Below are 20703 nucleotides of genomic sequence, written 5' to 3'. Positions count from 1 at the left end.
AACAAGCGTAAACAGCAAGAGCGTCGAGGAAACCCGACGCTCTTGCTGTGTTTATAAGACCAAAGCTATTTTTCGGAACTCAATTTTTGTTTAATAGCTTTTACAAAATCAACGGAGACTCCCGCAATATCTGCAATTTGCTCGATGCTCAGTTCCAATTTATTAAGCAAATTAGAAACGAATTTTGTTTGTTCTTCTTGACGTGCTTTATCTTTTCCTCTCAAATAGAGTACATCCCTCTCCTCACTTATATATTTCGCAATACTTTCCATAGCGGTTTTTAATTGTAATTCCAAATTACGCAATTGTGCCAAAATACGCAACTGCTGAAAATACCTTTTCAACGAAAAGTCACCTTCTGTAGTTTCTTCAATACGGTAAATTATTCTTTTTATGACATTTTCTTGGTCTTCTTCCTTGAAATTTGCCAAAATCCCTAATACAATTTCTTCTGGTTTCGAGGATTTTAGAAAAATTTTGTAGTCTAACTCGGAAAAAGAAATAAGAGAAAAGTTATAGCTCATAAAATGGCTTTTGTACTCTGTAGACATTTTTGGTACGTCAGAGCCAAGAAAAAGAACAAACTGACGAATAGGTAATTTATACTTTCGCGCAAGCATGATATAGTATTCGGCCATACGATATACCATTTCCTGTTCGTCAAGGACTTGAAATTCAATTTGCAGGATAAATATGTTTCCATGCAAATCAGTTATTTGTTTCAAAGCGTCTGGTTTCCGTTCTTTTGTGTGCTGTATATCGTCAGGTAATTCCTCTGATGAGACTACCGTAATTCCCAACACATTTTGTATCAAGTTGGGAATTACAGCTTCAATATTTTCTTTTAAAATCTTATCGTATTGGTTGCTTTGGTATTTTTTTTCCATGCCATGAAGCCGGCTAGAAGGTGATTATTTAAAAAAATAACTTTTAAAATTTTATAAATGACTCGAAAAAGACAATAAGTAACTTATTTCACATTGGTCTTATAACAGCAAGAGCGTCGGGAAAACCCCGACGCTCTTGCTGTTATAAGACCAATAAAACTAACTAGAAGCTACTTGCTTACTTTCTTCGCCTTAGCGCTTGTGGGTGTGGGTTTTGAGTTCATTTCCATATAATCCACCACCAAATGACTCAGGGCTTTCACGCCCAAAGTAAAGCCACTTTCGTCAATGTAAAAATCAGGGGTGTGGTGAGGGGCTACGTCGTAAGGACTTTTGCCTTTGGCCATACCGCCCAGAAAAAAGAAGAAGCCTGGGATTTTCTTTTGGAAATAACTAAAATCCTCCGCTCCTGTTGCCACGGGAGAGATTATCACATTTTCCTTTCCCGCGAGAGCCTCAAGCGTCGGAATCATCTTGTCGGTCAGCGCTGGGTCATTGACCGTGGCGGGATAACCGATGCCGATTTCTACGTCGGCTTTCGCACCCGCACTTTCCGCAATGTGCGTAGAAACTTCTTTAATACGACGATGAACCAACGCCTGTTGGGCATCCCCGAATGTCCGAATCGTGCCAATCATTTCCAGAGATTCAGGAATAATGTTGTAGCGAATTCCGCCGTGAATAGCTCCCACGGTGACCACGGCCGGGTTTTCGGTAATATCCACATTCCGACTTACGATGGTTTGCAATCCCATCACAATCTGAGAAGCCGTCACGATGGGGTCAACGCCCGACCACGGCGACGCGCCGTGCGTTTGTTTGCCTTTGAGCTTAATCGTCAACTGGTCCACGGCGGCCATCGTGGCACCCGGACGATAGCGAATCTTACCTACTTCCGTTTGCGAATTGATGTGCAACCCAAAAATAGCGTCCACTTTTGGGTTTTCCAGCGCTCCTTCTTCAATCATTCGGTTGGCACCAAAGGTTCCCCCCGTGTAAACGCCTTCTTCCGCTGGTTGAAAAATAAGTTTAACGGTGCCTGCCAAATCCTTTTGCATTGACGCAAACACTTCCGCAACTCCCATCAAAATCGCGACGTGGCTATCGTGGCCGCACGCGTGCATCACACCCGTTTTTTGGTTATTGAATTCCGTCATCACTTTCGATTTAAACGGCACATCCACCCTTTCGGTCACGGGCAGGCCGTCCATATCGGCCCTTAAAGCTACTACTGGGCCGGGCTTTCCTCCTTTAAGAACCGCCACAACGCCCGTTACCGCTACTTTTTCGCGGACTTCATAGCCCAATTTACGCAGATGTTCGGCCACAATATTGGCCGTTCTGAACTCTTGATTCCCCAATTCGGGGTGCTCGTGCAAATCGCGACGCCACGCAATGACTTTACTTTCGATGGCATCGGCCGATTGATTAATAACGGGTTTGAGGCCGCTTTGGGCAAAGCCTGTCGAGAGGCTCAATCCCGCCACAAGGCCATACAGGATAGGTCTGTTCATGAAGTGATTAGTTGAGGTTAACAAAATTTTTAGGCAATTTATAAAAATTCGGGATGGGATGTTCGATATTCGCGGTTTAAACCATTGAGAGTAATGCAAAAACTTCTTTTTATAGACCGCGACGGAACCATCATTGTGGAACCTCCCGTCGATTTTCAAGTGGATTCATTAGAAAAACTGGCATTTTTACCCAAAGCGATTTCCAATTTACGGCGTTTGGCCGAGGAAACCGACTTCGGTTTTGTCATGGTCACCAATCAGGATGGCTTAGGAACAGATTCTTTTCCCGAAGATACTTTTTGGCCCGCCCAAAATAAAATGCTCCAAACGCTGGAGGGCGAAGGAGTATCGTTTCAAAAAATCCACATTGACCGCAGTTTCCCGCACGAAAACGCCCCCACGCGCAAACCCGGCACGGCACTATTGACCGAATATTTCAGTGAAACATACGATTTGGCCAACAGCTACGTCATTGGCGACCGCCTGACGGATGTACAGTTAGCGGTGAATTTGGGCGCAAAAGCGATTTTTCTGGCCGCTGAATGGCCCAAAGATTTGCCCAAAGAACTGAACGACGCCATTACACTCGTCAGCACCGATTGGGATAAAATTTACGAACACTTGCGCTTGCCCGCCCGCATCGCTTCGGTAGAGCGCAACACCCGCGAAACCCAAATCAAAATTGAATTAAATCTCGACGGCAACGGTCATTCTGCCATCCACACGGGCATCGGTTTTTTTGACCACATGCTCGACCAGCTCGCCAAACACTCGGGCGCAGATTTAAAAATAACGGTCGAAGGTGACCTCCACATCGACGAGCACCACACCATCGAAGATACCGCACTTGCCCTTGGCGACGCCTACCGCAAGGCAATCGGCGACAAACGGGGCATCAGTCGATACGGTTTTTTGTTGCCGATGGACGAAGCGTTGGCGCAAGTTGCCATTGATTTTTCTGGGCGCCCGTGGCTGGTATGGGATGCCGAATTTAAACGGGAAAAAATCGGAGAGATGCCCACGGAGATGTTTTATCACTTCTTCAAGTCTTTTTCCGACACGGCACTGTGCAATCTCAACATCCAATGCAGCGGCTCCAACGAGCACCATAAAATCGAGGCCATCTTTAAAGGATGGGCCAAAGCCATCAAAATGGCGGTAAAACGTGACTTAAAAGCGCTGGATGTATTGCCCTCCACCAAAGGTGTTTTATAATTCATAAAAAAAACGCATTATGTTTGGGGCGAAAGCCCTTACATTCTTACTTTTGTAGGGAATACAAAAAAGGTTTCACTAATTTAAATTCAACATAATGGACTTAAGAACGATTGGTACAATTATATTTTACGTTGTGTTGCTTGGAATCGCGTTTTGGGTTGGAAGTCTTTTGGAAGGCCAAGAGCGCAACTACAAGAAATTCTTCAAAGACTAGGTACATTCGTACAAAGCTGAAAATGCTCATTGTACGTTGAAAAGAGCGAGCGATTGGAAACATCCAATGGCTCGCATTTTTTTATAAGCAACTTTAAATCGCATCGGCGTTCCGATATACTAATCATGGACATTAAAGGAAGAGTCATTCAGCTATTGGCCTTACAGACGGGTGAAGGCAAAAACGGCACGTGGAAAAAGCAGGATTTTGTGATTGAAACCGACGGACAGTATCCCAAAAAGATATGTATTTCGGCGTGGGGCGACAAAATCAACGAAAGTGCTTTGCAGGTGGGCAACGAAGTGAACGTTTCGTTTGACGTGGAAAGCCGCGAATACAACGGTCGTTGGTACACTGACGTAAAAGCGTGGAAAATTGACGCACTCGGTGCGGGTGGTTATGAATCGGCTCCAGTTGCTTCTGGCACGGGTAGCACTTCTTCTACACGCCCACCAACGGAACTCCCTTCTACGTTCCAAAGCGGCGACGAAGATAATTTGCCGTTCTAATCAACAGTACAAAGCCTTGGCAAGTTTGTCTTTTAAATTTGCCAAGGCAAAAAAAATCAGCGAAAAAATCTTCTCCGCTGATTCGTCATCACTCCTTCATTTTTAAATATACGCCGTTCGTCCAACCAAAACCATCTTGGTTGGGGTACTCGCCGTCCTGGGCAGAAACATCATCTGTCAGCACGTTGTATTTTTCCATCATTTTGCCCGTTTTGGCATAATAAGTCTCATTATTGCTCATCCAGTTGCTTTTGACTCTGGTGGCCAAGGCATCAAGTTGATAATTTTTAAGTCCCTGATAAGCAATCCATTGTAGCGGTGCCCAGCCGTTGGGCGCGTCCCACTGCTCATGTGTAAATTGGAGCGTGGTCAGCAAACCGTTTTTCTGCAAAAACTTTTCTTCCAATACCTGTGCCACCCGTCCCGCTTGCGCTGAGCTGGAGAGGGAGAAAAACAAAGGGAAGGCGGCCGCCAGAGTATAGTTATCTTTTTGCTGGTTTAGTTTCCAATCATAATCGAAGTAAAACCCCGCCGCTTCGTTCCAACAAACGCTTTGAATGGCCGTGTGCCGCTGCGCTGCTTTTTCCCCATACGTGTTGGCTAAAAGCACATTTCCCCCTAATTCATAGGCGCGTTGTAATCTTTTTTCAAGAAACCACAGCAGGCAATTCAAATCGACCGGAATCAGGTCAGTAGTATGGATGGTTTGCATGGTTTGGCTATCCTTAAACCATCGACTGCTAAAATCCCAGCCCGACTCGGCAGCCGCCCGGAGGTGGCGATACACTTCTTCGGGAGATTGGTCATGCACCTGCGCGGCCAATGCCACGTCTTCTTTGTAGGCTTCGGGCCGAGGCAACGAAATATCGTCCCAATACCGATTCAAAATGCTCCCGTCGGGCAGCCTCACCACACGATTTTGTACCGTTAGTGTAGGCGATAATTGTTCGCAGCCACGCATCCAAAACGCGTATTCTTTTTCCAATTGGGGCAAATAATGTTGCCAAATTTGTTCTCCTTTGCTTTCGGCCAACAGATTGACCATCAAGGCAAAAAAGGGCGGTTGCGACCGACCCAAATAATAGGTGCGGTTTCCGTTGGGGATAAACCCTATCGTATCAATCAAATGCGCAAAGTTGTTGACCATGCTTTCGACCAATGCGTCCCGCCCCGAAACCTGCAAGCCCAACATTGTGAAATACGAATCCCAGTAATAAATTTCCCGAAAACGCCCCCCTGGCACCACATAACTAAAAGGAAGCGGAATGAGCGAGCCTTGCGCTTCTGAGGTAGACGGTTGACGGGTCAATACCTCCCACAAATCATCCAAATGCTGTTGAATCGGCTTATTGAGGTCACTTTGATATTCGGTGACTTGTTCGGCAGGAAGGATAAAGTTTTGTTCAATGAAGGCTTTTAAATCAAAATTCGCTTCATTTTTTCGCCGATGATAACTATCCAAAATCTGAGCCAACGGCTCTTTGGCAATGGCATCCGAAAACGTCTTGGAGTCGGGAAATAAAGAACTGCGCTGCACCGTATCAAACAACGTCTGAAAGTTTTCCGCAAGGTTACGGTCTGCCATTTGAGTTTCGGGTAAAGTCATTCTTAATCAACGGTTTTAACAAAAACAATCCATGTTTGCTCAATGTCCACCCACCGAGCTGATTTCGACCGTGGCGTTTTTCCCCTGCAAACGGCTGAATAAAATCAATGCTAGAATCAACAATCCGATAGGAATCAGCGAAAAGTAAAAGGCCGTTTGCCCGCCGTAATGTTCAAATACATAGCCCGTAATCAGCGACCCAGTGGTGCCTCCCAAGGCCGAAAAAATCACAATCAAGCCCGACATCAGCCCGTGTTTTTTCACGGGCAACGAACTCAATATCAACGAATTAATAGCAGGATAAATAGGCGCTAAGAACAAACCTATCATGGGAAAAATAAAAGCCGCCAACGGCGCATTCCCCCATCCAGTTACCCCACTTGTGGCGGCATTTTGGGCCAAAGGCAGTGCGACCAACACCAAAGCAGCCGAAACGACAAGACAACCCGTTAAAACAAATAGCCAATTGAGTTTTTTCAATAACACTCCCGCCAAAAATCGCCCCAAGGCCGTGGCAATGGCCAACAGGCTTGCCATTTGAATACTCAATGCGTTGGGCAAATGAAGCACTTTGCTATTGAACGTTGGCAACCAACTCATGATGCTCTGTTCAATCAAAACATACGTAAACGCACAAATGACAAATACCAATACCAAAGGCAGAATCATCAGGCGAAACATCTCGGCAAAATCGTCGGTAAAAGGCTTGGCGGTATCTATTTTCAACGATGATTCATCCAGCGGAGTCGACAATAACAAAACAAAAGCAACCAAGGCAATTCCTCCTAGAAGATAATACACTTTCAGCCAAGCCGTTGGGGTAGAATCATCAATAAACCCACTGAATAAGAAATATCCAGCCAAAATCCCCACCATAAAGAACGATTCGATAAAATTCATGAGGCTGATGTGCTCTTTTTTGTCGGCCGTAACCAATCCGATGGTGCCATATACCGAAACCTTAATGAGCGCAAAGCCTGCTCCCGCAACCGCAAAAACCACTTTGGTCATCCCAAAAGAATGAATGGATGGCATAAGCAAACAGATAAGCGCATTGAAGCCCAATGCCACGAGCATTGCGTTTTTATATCCCAATCGGTTGATGTAAGAAGCGATTAAAAAAGACACCCCTGCAATGCTTAAATCCTTGAATGCCTCCAGAATAGAAGCCGAAGTTTCGGAGACGTTGTAGGTACTCTGGACTTGTAAAATAACGGTGCCGACACTATTGAGCAGAATGGCAAAAACAAAATAATTCAGAAATATCGAAAGCTTTACTTTCCAATACGATTGCATAGGGTTTAGGTTAAAACGATGGAAGTGGAAATTGGGAATCAAGGAACGAAACGGGTTGTCGGTGGCTTATAAAAAAAAGAAGCGGGACAAAGCCCGCTCTTCAATCATCATAGGGAAGCGAGATAAAGCCAAGACAATTTTTTCATGACAAAGTTCTACTTTTATCTCAAAAAAAAATAGGCTTCTATTGCGCACTTTTTATCCTACATTAAGATTTTTTACCCTATTTTTGGTACAAATAGCTTAACACAGGCGATGAAAACCGAATTTGAAGTCATTCGTCCCGACGAAGGGAGCTCGTTTCGCATCCTTCACAACGTTGTTTTGCCGGAGCTTTTCCGGTGGCAATTTCATTATCACCCCGAATACGAAATTGTCTGTGTCTTCCACGGCTCTGGGCGCCGGCACGTTGGAATGCATTTGAGCCACTATGAAGACGGCGATTTGGTGTTTATCGGCCCCAACGTCCCGCATTCGGGCTTTGGTCAGGAAGCCGTAGGGCCGCACGAAGAAATCGTGGTGCAATTGAAGGAAAATTTATTGGGCGAACATTTTTTGGAAATGCCCGAAATGAAAGCCGTTAAAAGGCTTTTTGAGCGTTCTCATTTTGGGGTATGCTTTCACGGAGAAACCAAAATTCACGTCAAACAAAGGCTCAAAAAACTACTTGGCCTACCACCGTTTGAACGGTTGATGGAGTTGGTCAATATTCTTCAAATATTGGCCACAACTTCTGAGTCTACCCTATTAAATACCGAAGGAATCAAACTCGAAGTAAGTCCTAAAGATGAGCTTCGTCTGAATAAAATCTTAAAATACGTTGAAGAAAACTACCAAAAACCCATTGATATTCAAGAGATTGCCTCTATTACCCATTTAACCGTCCCTTCTTTTTGTCATTATTTCAAAAAGATGATGAACATAACTTTTACCGACTTTGTCAATCGCTACCGTGTCAACCAAGCGTGTCGGCTACTTTCGACCGGCAAAAGCATTACGGATATTGGCTACGAAAGTGGTTTTGGAAACGTGGCCTACTTTAATCGTGTTTTTAAAGCCCATAAACAGCAAAACCCTTCGGAATACCGAAAGGCTTTGCAGAAATAATGGTTTTGAAAAATTACGACCCTACTTAGTTGTATAGTTGGGAGCTTCTTTCGCAATTTGAATATCGTGCGGGTGGCTTTCGCGCATCCCTGCCGCGCTGATTCTGACAAATTGGGCTTGCTTGAGTGCATCAATGTCGGGGGCACCGCAATATCCCATTCCCGCTTTCAGTCCGCCTACCAATTGGTAGACGATGTCTGACACTTTGCCCTTAAACGGTACCCGACCCACAATTCCTTCAGGAACCAGCTTTTTGATGTCATCTTCTGCATCTTGGAAATAACGGTCTTTAGACCCATCTTCCATCGCTTCTACCGAGCCCATGCCCCGATAAGATTTAAAGCGACGTCCTTCGTATAAGATTTCTTCACCGGGTGCTTCGTCCGTACCAGCGAGTAGCGAGCCAATCATCACGGTACTTGCGCCGCCCGCGATGGCCTTCACAACGTCGCCAGAATACCGAATACCGCCATCGGCAATGACTGGAACGCCCGTGCCTTCAATCGCCTTCGCGGCCTCATAAACGGCCGAAAGTTGCGGCATCCCGATTCCCGCAATGATCCGGGTTGTACAAATACTGCCCGGCCCTACGCCTACTTTGACGGCATCGGCACCTGCATCTACCAATGCTTTGGCCGCCGCTCCCGTAGCGATATTTCCGACAATTACGTCCAATTTAGGGAATTGTGCTTTTACACCTTTCAGCGCCTCAATCACCCCGAGCGAATGGCCGTGGGCGGTATCGATGCTTACTACATCTACGCCCGCTTTAAGCAGCGCTTCCACCCGGCGAATCAGGTCGGCCGTGACGCCCACCGCTGCCCCTACGCGCAAACGTCCAAGGGCATCCTTGCAAGCATTAGGGTGGTCTTTGCGCTTGATAATGTCGCGGTACGTGACCAATCCTACCAGTTTATTGTCTTTGTCAACAATCGGTAATTTTTCAATTTTATATTCCTGAAGTGTGCTTTCAGCTTCTTCTAAGCTGATGCCTTCGCGGGCCGTAATGAGGTTTTCCTTCGTCATTATTTGGGCAACCCCTTTTGCCATATCCTTCTGAAAACGTAAATCACGGTTGGTGACAATTCCGATGAGTTTACTGTTTTTGTCAACCACGGGAATACCGCCGATTTTGAATTCGGCCATGATGCGCATTGCATCCCTAAGGGTAGCATCTTCGTTGAGGGTGATTGGGTCAACAATCATTCCGCTTTCAGAACGCTTCACTTTACGAACCTGAGCGGCCTGATCTTCAACGCTCATGTTTTTGTGAATCATTCCGATTCCTCCCTCCTGCGCCATGGCAATGGCTAACTGGAATTCAGTGACGGTATCCATCGCTGCTGAAATCAGCGGCACGTTGAGACGGATGTGACGGGTAAGTTGTGATTGCGTGTTGGTATCGCGCGGGAGTACTTCGGAGTAGGCAGGTACGAGGAGTACGTCGTCGTACGTTAGAGCTTCGTAAAGGAACTTAGTTGTGTCTGAGAGCATAGCAAATAAACGATTCGTTATTTGCCGCGTAAAATTATGAGAAATTTTCGGGATTGTAAAATCTGGATTGTTTTTAACAAAAAAATAAAATAGCGAATTAGGGATATAAAAAAGCAATTAGCTATTTGTTCAAGCCTACTTTGTGGTATATATTCTTCATAACAATCTCAAAATCATCAATTTTAACCTTGCTTTCTAGGTCGTCATAATCATCGTTAAAACACGAAGCGGAAATAAACACCACTTGTTCTTCATCCAAACGCCCACCAATGCTTTCGCTCAAATTTGCTACGCTGAACGCTACGACTTGATTTTTAAGTAAAGATAGTAAAATACCATTATTTTTGCGGCTTCAATGGTAAAGACAACAATGCAAAAGAATTTTATTGAAGAACTTCGTTGGCGCGGAATGCTCAACGACATGATGCCCGGGACGGAAGAGCAATTGCAAAAAGAAATTACGGCTGCCTATATTGGTTTTGACCCGACTGCCTCGTCGTTGCACATCGGGAATTTAGCTACTATTATGTTGCTGAAACATTTCCAGCTGTGCGGCCACAAGCCCTATGCCCTCGTGGGTGGTGCCACTGGTATGGTCGGCGACCCTTCGGGCAAAGCCGCCGAACGGTCGTTTTTGTCGGAAGAAACCTTACGTCACAACGAGTCGTGTATCAAAAAACAACTGGAAAAATTCCTCGACTTTGATGGCGGTTCAAATTCGGCCGAAATCGTAAATAACTACGACTGGTTTAAAGGCATTAGCTTTTTGGATTTTTTACGGGATGCGGGAAAATACATTACCGTCAATTATATGTCGGCCAAAGATTCGGTCAAAAAACGCCTTGAAACAGGAATTTCTTTTACTGAATTCAGCTACCAATTATTACAGGGCTACGATTTTTATTGGTTATACAAAAACAAGCACGTTCGTCTGCAAATGGGCGGATCCGATCAGTGGGGCAACATCACCACGGGGACGGAGCTTATTCGTCGCAAAGAATCCAACAACGACGAAACCTCCGAGCACCGGGCGTTTGCGCTTACTACGCCGCTTGTAACCAAAGCCGACGGCACTAAATTCGGAAAAAGCGAGGGTGGCAACGTGTGGTTGGATGCATCCATGACGTCCCCTTTCCAGTTTTACCAGTTTTGGATTAACTGCACCGATGCCGATTGTCCGCGTTTATTGCGGGTGTTTACGCTTTATTCAAAAGAAGAAATCGAAACCTTTGAACAGCAACATGCCGAAGCGCCACATTTACGAATTATGCAGAAAGCCTTGGCCAAAGATGTTACGATACGTGTGCACTCGCTACACGACTATGAGATGGCCATTGCGGCCTCAGAAGTGCTGTTCGGAAAAGGCACCCTTGAAACGCTCCAACGAATGGATGCGGCCACCTTTACATCCGTTTTTGAGGGCGTTCCTCAAACCATTATCAAACGTACTGAATTAGAAAATTGCGCGACCGTTACCGATTTATTGTCCACTTCGACCCACAATGAGATTTATCCTTCCAAAAGTGAAGCTCGTCGTGCCATTCAGGGAAATGCAGTGGGGATTAACAAAACCAAAGTAACCGACGAAAACGCTCAACCCGACTTCGTGTTGCTCCAAGACAAATATTTACTGGTTTCAAAAGGAAAGAAAAACCACCTCATTTTAGTAGAGTAAAAGAGTACCAAAAAAAATATTTTCTAAAAAACGCCTCTTCGAGGCGTTTTTTTTGTCACTTTTTTGAAAAGTAACGTCAAAAGTCAACAAAAAATGAGCGTATTCTTTTTTTGCAAAAAATATTTTCGACATTTATAAAAATTTGGCACGACTATTGAGAACGTCACTTTGTTGGTAAATCATCTTCTAAACAAACGCATGGCAAATCTCTATAACCTTTAGTATCATGCAGAAATTAAGCCTAAACCAAACGCTACAGCAAAAGCTGTCGCCTCAGCAGATACAGTTCATTAAGTTATTGCAAATTCCCACGGCAGAGTTGGAAACGCGCATTGAAGAGGAGCTAGAGATTAATCCAGCGTTGGAAGAAGGGATGGAAGATGATATTCTCCCGAAAGATGAATACAATAATGACTCGGAAGATGATTACGCTGATGATTATAACCATCGCGACGACATCAGTCTAGATGATTATCTTCATCATGATGAATACGCAGGTTATAAAATGTACAGCGACGGCAACCACCCAGACGAAGACCGGGATATGCCGATTGCTACCATGAGTACACTTCATGATGCTTTGATTCAACAATTCGGTTTTTTACGACTCAATGACCGCCAAACCGTTATTGGCCTGCAATTGTTGGGAAGCATTGAAAACGACGGCTACATCCGACGATCACTGCAAGCTATCGTCAATGATTTGGCGTTTTCACAAGGTTTTAATTCTACCATTGAAGAAGTTGAAACCGTTTTAAAGAAAATCCAGACGTTTGATCCTCCCGGCATTGGGGCCCGTAATTTACAGGAATGCTTGCTACTTCAACTAGACCGCAAAGACCCTTTAGACCCCAACGTAACGTTTGCCATTAAGATAATCGAAGACTTTTTTGAAGAGTTTTCGAAAAAACACTACGAAAAAATCCAGAAACGACTTGGCATCAATGATGAGCAAATGAAAAATGTGATTTGTCTCATCACCAAGCTGAATCCCAAACCAGGCTCGGTTGAGGGCGAAGATGGTTTGGCGCATTATTTATTGCCTGACTTTTGGGTGAGCAATACAAATGGTAAGTTGGAAGTGCATCTTAATTCCAAAAATGCCCCTGAACTGCGCATCAGCCGTTCGTTTGCCGATATGCTTGACACCTACGATAAAAGCGACAAAACAAACCGTCATATCCGCGAAACGGTGACCTTCGTCAAACAAAAATTAGATGCTGCCAAATGGTTTATTGATGCCATCAAGCAACGTCAGAATACGCTTCAGCGGACGATGAACGCCATTGTCAATTACCAATATGAATTCTTTGTTGATGGTGACGAAACCCGCCTAAAGCCCATGATTCTGAAGGACATAGCCAATCGAATTGAAATGGATGTTTCGACCGTATCTCGCGTGGCAAACAGCAAATCCGTCCAAACAGAGTTTGGGGTTTATCCCCTGAAATATTTCTTTTCCGAAGGGATTTCAACCGATTACGGCGAAGATGCCAGCAGCCGGGAAGTAAAATCTATATTGAAAGAATTTATCGAAAATGAGCCCAAAAGCAATCCGCTTTCGGATGATAAATTAGAAAAACTCCTCAACGACCGTGGGTACAACATTGCCCGCCGAACCGTGGCTAAATACCGCGAACAACTCAACATTCCGGTAGCCCGATTGAGAAAGCAACTTTAGCGATTTAGTAGTAGTTATCTGTTAATAATGTAATTTTACGCCCTGATAGGTTTGGCAGTGCCCAAACAGTAACCAGTAACAGATAACCACCTACGCTACCCTTGAATACACGCCTTGCACAGGTCATTTCTGTCCTGTTTCACCCATTGTTGATGCCCACTTTCTTGTTGGGCCTGTTGTTTTTTTTCGCGCCTGATGTTTTGGGTATCGACGTACTCGCCCCCTCTGTCCGTATCACACTGTTGGGGTTTGTCAGCATGACTACCTTTGTGATACCCTCCTTGGGAATTTACTATCTCTACCGCGCCAAATACATCAAAAGTCTACACTTGGATGACTTGGCAGACCGTCGACTCCCGTATTTCCTTTCGACACTTTTTTATGCTTTTGCTACTTATTTTTTCAGTTTCAGCCTCCCCCCCTTGTCAGAAATTGCCCCCGAAATCGGTATTGTATTGGGAAGTATCACCGTCTCGATTGGGATGGTGGGACTGATTAGTCTTTATTGGAAAATCAGCGCCCATTCCGTCGGTATAGGCGGGATGTTGGGAGCGGTGTTGGGTATTATTGTAAAATTTGGTCATACCAATCTCATGTATTCGTTCATTGCGCTCATTTTGATGACTGGCTTTTTAATCAGCGCTCGCCTCAAACTCAACGCCCATACCCCTGCGCAAGTGGCGGCTGGGCTTTTTTTGGGCGTTTCTATAAGTTTGGTTACAGTTTGGTGGTTTGTATAACAAACACCTCATTGCCAACGTTTTACTATTGCTTTATTTTGTAAATAACCTATCGATGAACTTCGACAATATTTTGTTTGAACCCTTCGGCGGCGTAGCACGCATCACGCTCAACCGCCCCCAAGTCTACAATGCCCTCAGTCCGGGTTTATTGCAGGATATTACGGCCGCAATCAATGCCGCCGCCGAAGACGATGCCGTTCGGGTGGTGGTCATTACAGGAGCGGGAGAAAAAGCCTTTTGTTCAGGAGCCGATTTGAAAGAAGGGATGGTAGGGGCTAAAAGTTTAGGCGACTCACTCCGTGCCAACTACAATCCCATGATTCTGGCCATTCGTTCCATTCCCAAGCCCGTTATTTGCCGATTGAACGGGGTAGCGGCGGGGGCTGGATGCTCCTTAGCGCTCGCCTGCGACGTGGTCATTGCCGCAGAAGACGCTTATTTAAGTCAAATTTTTGTCAACATCGGCCTAATGCCCGATGCTGGCTCAACATTCTTTTTACCGCGATTGGTCGGGATGCAACGCGCCTTTGAGTTGGCAAGTACCGGGCGCAAAGTTTCGGCATTAGAAGCCGTTCAGATGGGGCTTATTTCCCGGGCGGTTCCTTCAAGTGAGTTAGATTTGGTCGTTAGCGAAGTCGTAAGTTATTACCGAAATGCGCCCACCAAGGCGATTGGGGCCATGAAACAGGTACTTAATCAGTCACTCAATTCCAATCTGGAGCAAATGCTTGAACTCGAAGCCGAGCGTCAAGATGAACTAAGCCGCACCTACGATGCATCCGAAGGAATTATGGCATTTTTACAGAAAAGAAAAGCCGTTTATCGGGGAAAGTAAATTCAGGAAAAAGGAGTGCGAAACGAGAAGATAGAAGTTTAAAAAGTTGCTTTTAGCATTTGTTATATTTCATTTTACACGCTTTGCTCCCTAAACACTGCCCCTTCAAACCCTCCTCACAACATGCTTATCCGAATTGTCCGTATGACTTTTCAACCCGAAAAAGTCGATGAATTTTTAGACATTTTTGACCGCTCAAAACACAAGATTCGCGCCATGCCTGGCTGCCAGCACCTTGAATTGTTGTGCGATTACGATCATCCCAACATTTTCATCACCAACAGTCATTGGGACGATGCTACCGCTTTGAACAACTACCGTAATTCGGAATTATTCAAAGAAACATGGGCAAAGACCAAGGTGCTTTTTTCTGAAAAACCCCTTGCCTTTTCGTCCCGAAAAATAGGAACGATTTAATGGCTTATTCGCCAAAAAGTGCTTTCAACTCGGTAGCTTCTGATGGCTTCATACGCCCCGCCAATACCAAACGCAACTGACGGCGGCGCAAAGCACTTTGAAACAGTTCTTTTTCTTCTTCGGTTTCGGTAATTACCGGCGCTACTTCAATCGGGCGACCACTTTGGTCAACAGCCACAAAGGTGTAGAAAGCGGCGTTGGTATGAATGGCTTTTTCGCCCGCTGAAAGATTCTGCGCGCTTACTTTGATATGTACTTCCATCGAAGACGTAAAAGCGCGCGTTACCTGCGCCTCAAACGTTACAATATTTCCCAGTTTAATGGGTTCAGCAAACGACACATTATCTACCGAAGCGGTAACGACCGTTCTGTGGGCGTGTTTTTGGGCGGTAATGGCCGCGCAAATATCCATCCAATGCAGCAAGCGCCCGCCCATTAGGTTGTTGAGGGTATTGGTATCGTTGGGCAATACCATTTCGGTCATAATAGTGTGAGATTCGCTGGCTTTTCTGGGCAGTGGCATGAAAAAATCAATGGTTTTAATGGTTGACAACGCAAAACAACAAAAAAATAAATGATTATTTCGGTCTGCGAACGTAATTCTGACGAAGCAAATACAGTCTTACGAACCATTTCATTCGTACGGCTGTTACGTTGAAGTCCACGTATTCTTGCCCTAAACAATACAAGGTGGATTAATAAGGCAGTTTATAATTCACCCCCAAACTTGCATCCAATATGAGCCAATTTATGGTTGAGTTTATTCTTCCTGAGGAAACAACGGAGGAATTTATCGCAAAAATCCCTCGTCAACGATTGAAAATCAACAAGTTGATGGAAAAGGGGAAAATAACATCGTATTCACTCGCTTCCGACCGCTCCAAGTTGTGGTGCGTTATCAAAGCTGAAAACGACATAGAAGTGATGGAGATTATTGCCGAGTTTCCGCTGATTGGCTATATGCAGGCGACTATTAGCGAATTGATGTTTAACAATACCGCTACCGCCGTAAAACTCCCTCTTTATTCGCTGAATTAAGCCATTTTATCGCCAGAGTTCTGATAATCCGAAAGGGTATTGCTACCTTTGCGGGCAAAAACAGCCGTGACCCCTTCCGAAATTTTCCTCCATCGTCAAGCCCAATTTAAAGAGCAGGCTGACGTTTTTCAGAAAACCTATAATCAACTCTCGACCATCCGCCTCATTGTATTCGTTGGGGCAATCGTTGCCGTTTGGCAATCACTCACTTTTTCTTTGTGGATTCCCGTCACGGCGGGGGTTGTGGGTTTGGTCATTTTTGCCTTTATTCTACGTAAGCATCAAGCCACTAGACATCAACTGAAGCTGCACCGCGCCTTGGCCGCCCTCAACGCCGACGAAACAGAGCGCCTTTCTCTGCGTTTTTCCCGCCCGCAGACGGGTGAAGAGTTTGCCATCAAAAACCACATTTATAGCAACGACCTCGATATTTTTGGGCCTCATTCTTTGTTTAGGCTGCTCAACCGAGCACACACGCGGGTAGGGATGCAAACTTTAGCCAATTGGCTACTCGCCCCTGCCGACCCCATCGAAATTGCGGTACGGCAGGTAGCGATAAAAGAGCTTACACCCTTGTTGGATTGGCGTCAGGAGCTGGAAGCAAATGCCCGGCTGGAAAAACAAATTGCCGAGCCAACTGATTTTTTGGAACATTGGCTTCATGCTGGTGAAAATGAGTCTATACTGAGATGGAAAAAACTCCGTTGGCTGCCGTTGCTCACCATCGGCTTTATTATCGGGGCATTTACAGGTTTTATCCCTTGGTCGGTCGTACTGCTTTTGTTAGGTTTCCACAGCTTTATTTTGAGTAAATTAAACCCTTCGGTCAAAGCCTATGCGGAGCAATCACAGGGGATTGTAGACACCCTGAAAACCCTTGGTGTGTTACTCAAAAAGATTGAAAATCAACCTTTTCAGTCGGTAAAACTCAAACAACTTCAGTATCAGTTACAATCGGGAAGCACCACCGCATCTAAGCAAATAGACACCCTCGCCTCTGTCACCGAAAGCCTCAACTTTCGACTTAACCCCTATTTTATGCTGGCCATTGGATTGCCGTCTTTATGGGATTTGCAATGGATGACGAAGCTAGAAGCTTGGAAAAAAACGCACCGCCACGACCTTGCCAAGTGGCTCTCGGTGGCAGGTGAGATGGAGACCTTGTGCAGTTTGGCGGGTTTTTCCTACGCTAATCCGCAATATCCGTTTGCGGAAATTTCTCCCGAATCCTTTGAATTTAAAGCACAACAGGCGGGGCATCCGCTGATACACCCCGACAAAAGGGTTTGTAATGATTTTGAGCTTAGCCACGTGGGGCAAACGGCCATCATCACGGGGTCCAACATGTCGGGGAAAAGTACTTTTTTACGAACATTAAGCCTCAACACGGTACTTGCGCTGGCAGGCTCAACGGTTTGCGCAGCGGCGTTTACGTGTTCACCCGTTCGGGTATTTACGAGTATGCGAACGCAGGATTCACTCGAAGAAAATACCTCTTCTTTTTATGCCGAACTCAAACGGTTGGAAGCGTTGCTGCAACTTGCCAAATCATCCCACATTCCCGTTTTTTACTTTTTAGACGAAATCCTGAAAGGCACCAATTCGGTCGACCGCCACAAAGGAGCGGAAGCCTTGATTCGGCAACTGCATTTACTGCACTGCTCAGGGTTTGTTTCCACGCATGATTTAGAACTGGGAATGATGTCGTCGGTGCATGATTACATCCACAATTACAGCTTTTATTCAACATTTGCCAACGGTCAGCTTCACTTCGATTATCGCCTGCAAGAGGGCGTTTGTCGGGAGTTCAACGCCACGGCTTTGATGCGACAAATTGGGATTGAGATTCAGTAATCCATCCCTTTATGACTGCTTATTTCTGTATAATAACTAATTTCTGACAATCTGTCAGAAATCCACGCCTTGGAATAAAAATTGACCGGTTGTCAATCGTCATAACATTTAATCACTTAAACATTGATTATGGAAGCAACTACATCAGCGGCCGAAAAAGGTCAATTGTCGATTCATACCGACAATATTTTCCCAATTATCAAAAAATTCCTCTATTCTGATCACGAAATATTTTTGCGTGAGTTGGTTTCTAACGCCGTAGACGCCACCCAAAAACTCAAAAAACTGGCAGGTTTCGGTGAATTCAATGGTGAATTGGGCGAGCTGAAAGTAACGGTAAAACTGGATGAAGAAGCCAAAACCATTACCATCAGCGACCGGGGTATCGGGATGACGGCCGACGAAATCAAGAAATACATCAATCAGATTGCGTTTTCGGGAGCCGCCGAATTTGTGGAGAAATACAAAGAAAAAGAAGACACACGCGGCAACATCATCGGAAACTTCGGACTTGGATTCTATTCTTCGTTCATGGTGGCGCGAGAAGTAGAAATCATCACAAAATCGTTTCAGGAAGGGGCCGAAGCAGTTCGCTGGACCTGCGATGGCTCAACAGAGTTTAGCATCGAACCCGCCCAAAAAGAAGACCGAGGCACCGACATCATTCTGCACATTGCCGAAGATTCAGAAGAATTTTTGATGAAATACCGCCTCAACGAGATTTTAGAAAAATACGGCAAATTCTTGCCCGTTGAGATTGAATTTGACGAAAAAATCATCAACAACCCCAACCCAATCTGGACCAAGCAACCTTCTGAACTGAAAGACGAAGATTACATTGCGTTCTACAAGGAATTGCACCCGATGAGCGAAGATCCTTTGTTCTGGATTCACCTCAACGTAGATTATCCGTTCAACCTTACGGGTGTTTTGTATTTCCCAAAACTCAAAAACGACTTCTCCATTAAGAAGGAAAAAATCCAACTCTATAGCCGTCAGGTGTTTATCACGGATGAGGTGAAAGATGTGGTACCCGATTTTTTACAATTGCTCCACGGCGTGATTGATTCACCGGATATTCCGCTCAACGTGTCGCGCAGTTATTTGCAGTCGGATTCAAACGTCAAGAAAATCAACGGCTACATTACGCGTAAGGTAGCCGACAAGCTTTCTGAAATCTTCCGTAACGACCGTGAAGGCTTCCAGAAGAAGTTTGACGACATCGGACTGTTTGTAAAATACGGTATGATTTCAGACGAAAAATTTGGCGAAAAAGCCAAAGAATTCTGCCTCGTTAAAAACCTCGCGGGCAAGCACTTTACGTTTGAAGAATACACCGAAAAAGTCAAAGAAAATCAAACCGATAAAGGCGAAACCGTAGTATGGCTATACGCAAGCGACGTGCAAAAGCAAGATACGTACATTCAATCTGCGCAAAAACGCGGCTACGATGTGCTGATTTTTGACAGCGTCATTGACCCACACTTTATCAACGGGATTGAGTACAAAATCGAGAAAACCAGCATCAAGCGCGTCGATGCCGATACGTTAGATAAATTGATTGAGAAAGAAATCAAGCTCGAAAGTGTACTTTCAAAAGACGACGAAGAGCGCGCCAAAAAGCTGTTTGAAGAAACCCTCGGCGGAGCGCCTAAGCTCACGATTACGGTTGAGGCTATGCCAACGGACGAAATGCCCGTGGTCATTACGATTCCCGAGTTTATTCGTCGGATGAACGATATGGCAGCTACTTCTGGACAAAAATCAATGTTTGGCGATATGCCAACGATGCTCAATTTAGCCATCAACGCAAACCACCCTGTTACGCAGAAAATCCTGAACGCTGCGTCCGACGGTTCTGAACCGTCAGACGCCTCTGCGCTGATTCGTCACGCTTACAACTTGGCGCTGTTGTCGCAGGGAATGTTGTCGGGCAGCGACCTGACGGCTTTCGTTCAGCAAGCCGTTTCGAGATTGTAATTCTAAACGCCAACGCTTCTTTATCGTCTGACGGTTCGGAACCGTTGGACGATAAAGAAGTCTTCTGCCAAAAAAAGCCGCGTTGCACCCATTGTGCGTCGCGGCTTTTTCTGTATTGATAGAAATTTGTTAATGACTTAATCTGAGCATATCTACTCCAATTCCAGCACCGCTGAGTACAAATCAATGCCCGGAGCCCAATAGTCGGGCTGTTGAGAAAGGAGTTTAAACCCGAGTTTTTCGTAAAACCCAAAGGAATGTTGCGAAGTCTCCACCAAAATCATTTTGGCTTCACCCGAAGCTTTAATCTGTTCAATTCGATAAACGGCAAGGGCTTTCCCTACGCCAGTTCCCTGAAAATCAGGACGTAAAAACGCCCACGAAAGCCCTCCCTGATGGTCGGAAGAGCGAATCCAGTATCCGCCACCGCCCACGATTCGGCCGTCCACTACTGCCACCACATAATCGTCGCCGAATATATCGAGGTATTCCAAAAAATCCCCTAATTCTTCGGGAGCGAAATACTTTGGGGTGTTCTGTAAAAAAATTTCTTCCAACTCGGTGCGGTCACTGAGTTCGTAGGTGCGAAACGTAATATCCATCTTTAAAACAGTTAATTCATGTATTAGGGCAAA

The 20703-nt window shown here is 45.2% G+C and carries 18 protein-coding genes; 11 read left to right on the top strand and 7 right to left on the bottom strand.

All coding sequences use genetic code 11. The annotated features are described in order from the left end of the window. Positions 1 to 65: 65 nt before the first annotated feature. Positions 66 to 887: an RpnC/YadD family protein gene (locus tag DVG78_RS23615; RefSeq protein WP_114463494.1), complete on the bottom strand. Its 822-nt coding sequence runs from the start codon at positions 885 to 887 to the stop codon at positions 66 to 68. A gap of 170 nt (positions 888 to 1057) precedes the next feature. Continuing rightward, entirely contained in the window at positions 1058 to 2401 is a 1344-nt protein-coding gene (locus DVG78_RS23610) for an amidohydrolase (RefSeq protein ID WP_114463493.1), read from the bottom strand. 93 nt (positions 2402 to 2494) lie between these two features. On the opposite strand from DVG78_RS23610, the gene hisB reads away from it, so the two are divergent. Together hisB and DVG78_RS23600 are read left to right on the top strand one after the other, a co-directional pair. Beyond that, the gene (gene hisB / locus DVG78_RS23605; RefSeq protein WP_114463492.1) at positions 2495 to 3616 is read left to right on the top strand and encodes a bifunctional histidinol-phosphatase/imidazoleglycerol-phosphate dehydratase HisB; all 1122 of its coding nucleotides are present in this window, start codon (positions 2495 to 2497) and stop codon (positions 3614 to 3616) included. A 342-nt stretch (positions 3617 to 3958) separates the two neighbouring features. Further along, on the top strand, positions 3959 to 4342 hold the full coding sequence (locus tag DVG78_RS23600) for a DUF3127 domain-containing protein (protein WP_114463491.1): 384 nt from the start codon (positions 3959 to 3961) through the stop codon (positions 4340 to 4342). A gap of 88 nt (positions 4343 to 4430) precedes the next feature. Here the strand turns inward: DVG78_RS23600 and treA are convergent, their stop codons facing one another. After that, complete coding sequence (gene treA, locus DVG78_RS23595) at positions 4431 to 5948, bottom strand: alpha,alpha-trehalase TreA (RefSeq protein WP_114463490.1); 1518 nt, start codon at positions 5946 to 5948, stop codon at positions 4431 to 4433. A gap of 39 nt (positions 5949 to 5987) precedes the next feature. Next, positions 5988 to 7244, bottom strand: coding sequence for an MFS transporter (locus tag DVG78_RS23590; protein WP_114463489.1), 1257 nt, complete (start codon positions 7242 to 7244; stop codon positions 5988 to 5990). Positions 7245 to 7499: 255 nt separating this feature from the next. Here DVG78_RS23590 and DVG78_RS23585 point away from each other — a divergent pair, with 255 nt between their 5' ends. Continuing rightward, a complete protein-coding gene (locus tag DVG78_RS23585) occupies positions 7500 to 8351 on the top strand; it encodes a helix-turn-helix domain-containing protein (RefSeq protein WP_114463488.1) in 852 nt (283 codons plus the stop codon). A gap of 21 nt (positions 8352 to 8372) precedes the next feature. On the opposite strand, the gene guaB is transcribed toward DVG78_RS23585, so the two are convergent. After that, positions 8373 to 9845 carry an IMP dehydrogenase gene (guaB, locus tag DVG78_RS23580; RefSeq protein ID WP_114069659.1) on the bottom strand — a complete coding sequence of 491 codons (1473 nt, stop codon included), beginning with the start codon at positions 9843 to 9845 and terminating at the stop codon, positions 8373 to 8375. A gap of 370 nt (positions 9846 to 10215) precedes the next feature. On the opposite strand from guaB, the gene tyrS reads away from it, so the two are divergent. The 5 genes from tyrS to DVG78_RS23555 all read left to right on the top strand — a co-directional run bounded on the left by tyrS (position 10216) and on the right by DVG78_RS23555 (position 15196). Further along, complete coding sequence (gene tyrS, locus DVG78_RS23575) at positions 10216 to 11520, top strand: tyrosine--tRNA ligase (RefSeq protein WP_114463487.1); 1305 nt, start codon at positions 10216 to 10218, stop codon at positions 11518 to 11520. 226 nt (positions 11521 to 11746) lie between these two features. Then, positions 11747 to 13201, top strand: coding sequence for an RNA polymerase factor sigma-54 (gene rpoN / locus DVG78_RS23570; protein ID WP_114463486.1), 1455 nt, complete (start codon positions 11747 to 11749; stop codon positions 13199 to 13201). Positions 13202 to 13302: 101 nt separating this feature from the next. Next, the gene (locus DVG78_RS23565) at positions 13303 to 13941 is read left to right on the top strand and encodes a hypothetical protein (protein WP_229598304.1); all 639 of its coding nucleotides are present in this window, start codon (positions 13303 to 13305) and stop codon (positions 13939 to 13941) included. 55 nt (positions 13942 to 13996) lie between these two features. Next, a complete protein-coding gene (locus tag DVG78_RS23560) occupies positions 13997 to 14779 on the top strand; it encodes an enoyl-CoA hydratase/isomerase family protein (protein WP_114463511.1) in 783 nt (260 codons plus the stop codon). 123 nt (positions 14780 to 14902) lie between these two features. Beyond that, a complete protein-coding gene (locus DVG78_RS23555; protein ID WP_114463484.1) occupies positions 14903 to 15196 on the top strand; it encodes a putative quinol monooxygenase in 294 nt (97 codons plus the stop codon). A 4-nt stretch (positions 15197 to 15200) separates the two neighbouring features. Here DVG78_RS23555 and DVG78_RS23550 read toward each other — a convergent pair whose 3' ends face one another. Next, positions 15201 to 15719 carry an acyl-CoA thioesterase gene (locus DVG78_RS23550; protein ID WP_114463510.1) on the bottom strand — a complete coding sequence of 173 codons (519 nt, stop codon included), beginning with the start codon at positions 15717 to 15719 and terminating at the stop codon, positions 15201 to 15203. A gap of 215 nt (positions 15720 to 15934) precedes the next feature. Between DVG78_RS23550 and DVG78_RS23545 the strand changes: the two genes are divergently transcribed. From DVG78_RS23545 to htpG, 3 genes are all read left to right on the top strand, one after another. Beyond that, on the top strand, positions 15935 to 16234 hold the full coding sequence (locus DVG78_RS23545) for a muconolactone Delta-isomerase family protein (RefSeq protein WP_114069652.1): 300 nt from the start codon (positions 15935 to 15937) through the stop codon (positions 16232 to 16234). A gap of 66 nt (positions 16235 to 16300) precedes the next feature. Further along, positions 16301 to 18088 (top strand): MutS-related protein, encoded by a 1788-nt coding sequence (locus DVG78_RS23540; RefSeq protein WP_229598303.1) that lies wholly within the window; start codon positions 16301 to 16303, stop codon positions 18086 to 18088. A gap of 129 nt (positions 18089 to 18217) precedes the next feature. Beyond that, positions 18218 to 20068, top strand: coding sequence for a molecular chaperone HtpG (htpG, locus tag DVG78_RS23535; protein ID WP_114463483.1), 1851 nt, complete (start codon positions 18218 to 18220; stop codon positions 20066 to 20068). A 152-nt stretch (positions 20069 to 20220) separates the two neighbouring features. On the opposite strand, the gene DVG78_RS23530 is transcribed toward htpG, so the two are convergent. After that, positions 20221 to 20670 (bottom strand): GNAT family N-acetyltransferase, encoded by a 450-nt coding sequence (locus tag DVG78_RS23530; protein WP_114463482.1) that lies wholly within the window; start codon positions 20668 to 20670, stop codon positions 20221 to 20223. Positions 20671 to 20703: the final 33 nt, after the last annotated feature.

It is taken from the genome of Runella aurantiaca, assembly GCF_003339505.1.
In the GTDB taxonomy this organism is placed as follows: Bacteria; Bacteroidota; Bacteroidia; order Cytophagales; family Spirosomataceae; genus Runella; species Runella aurantiaca.
This window is presented reverse-complemented; position numbering and strand designations above follow the sequence as displayed.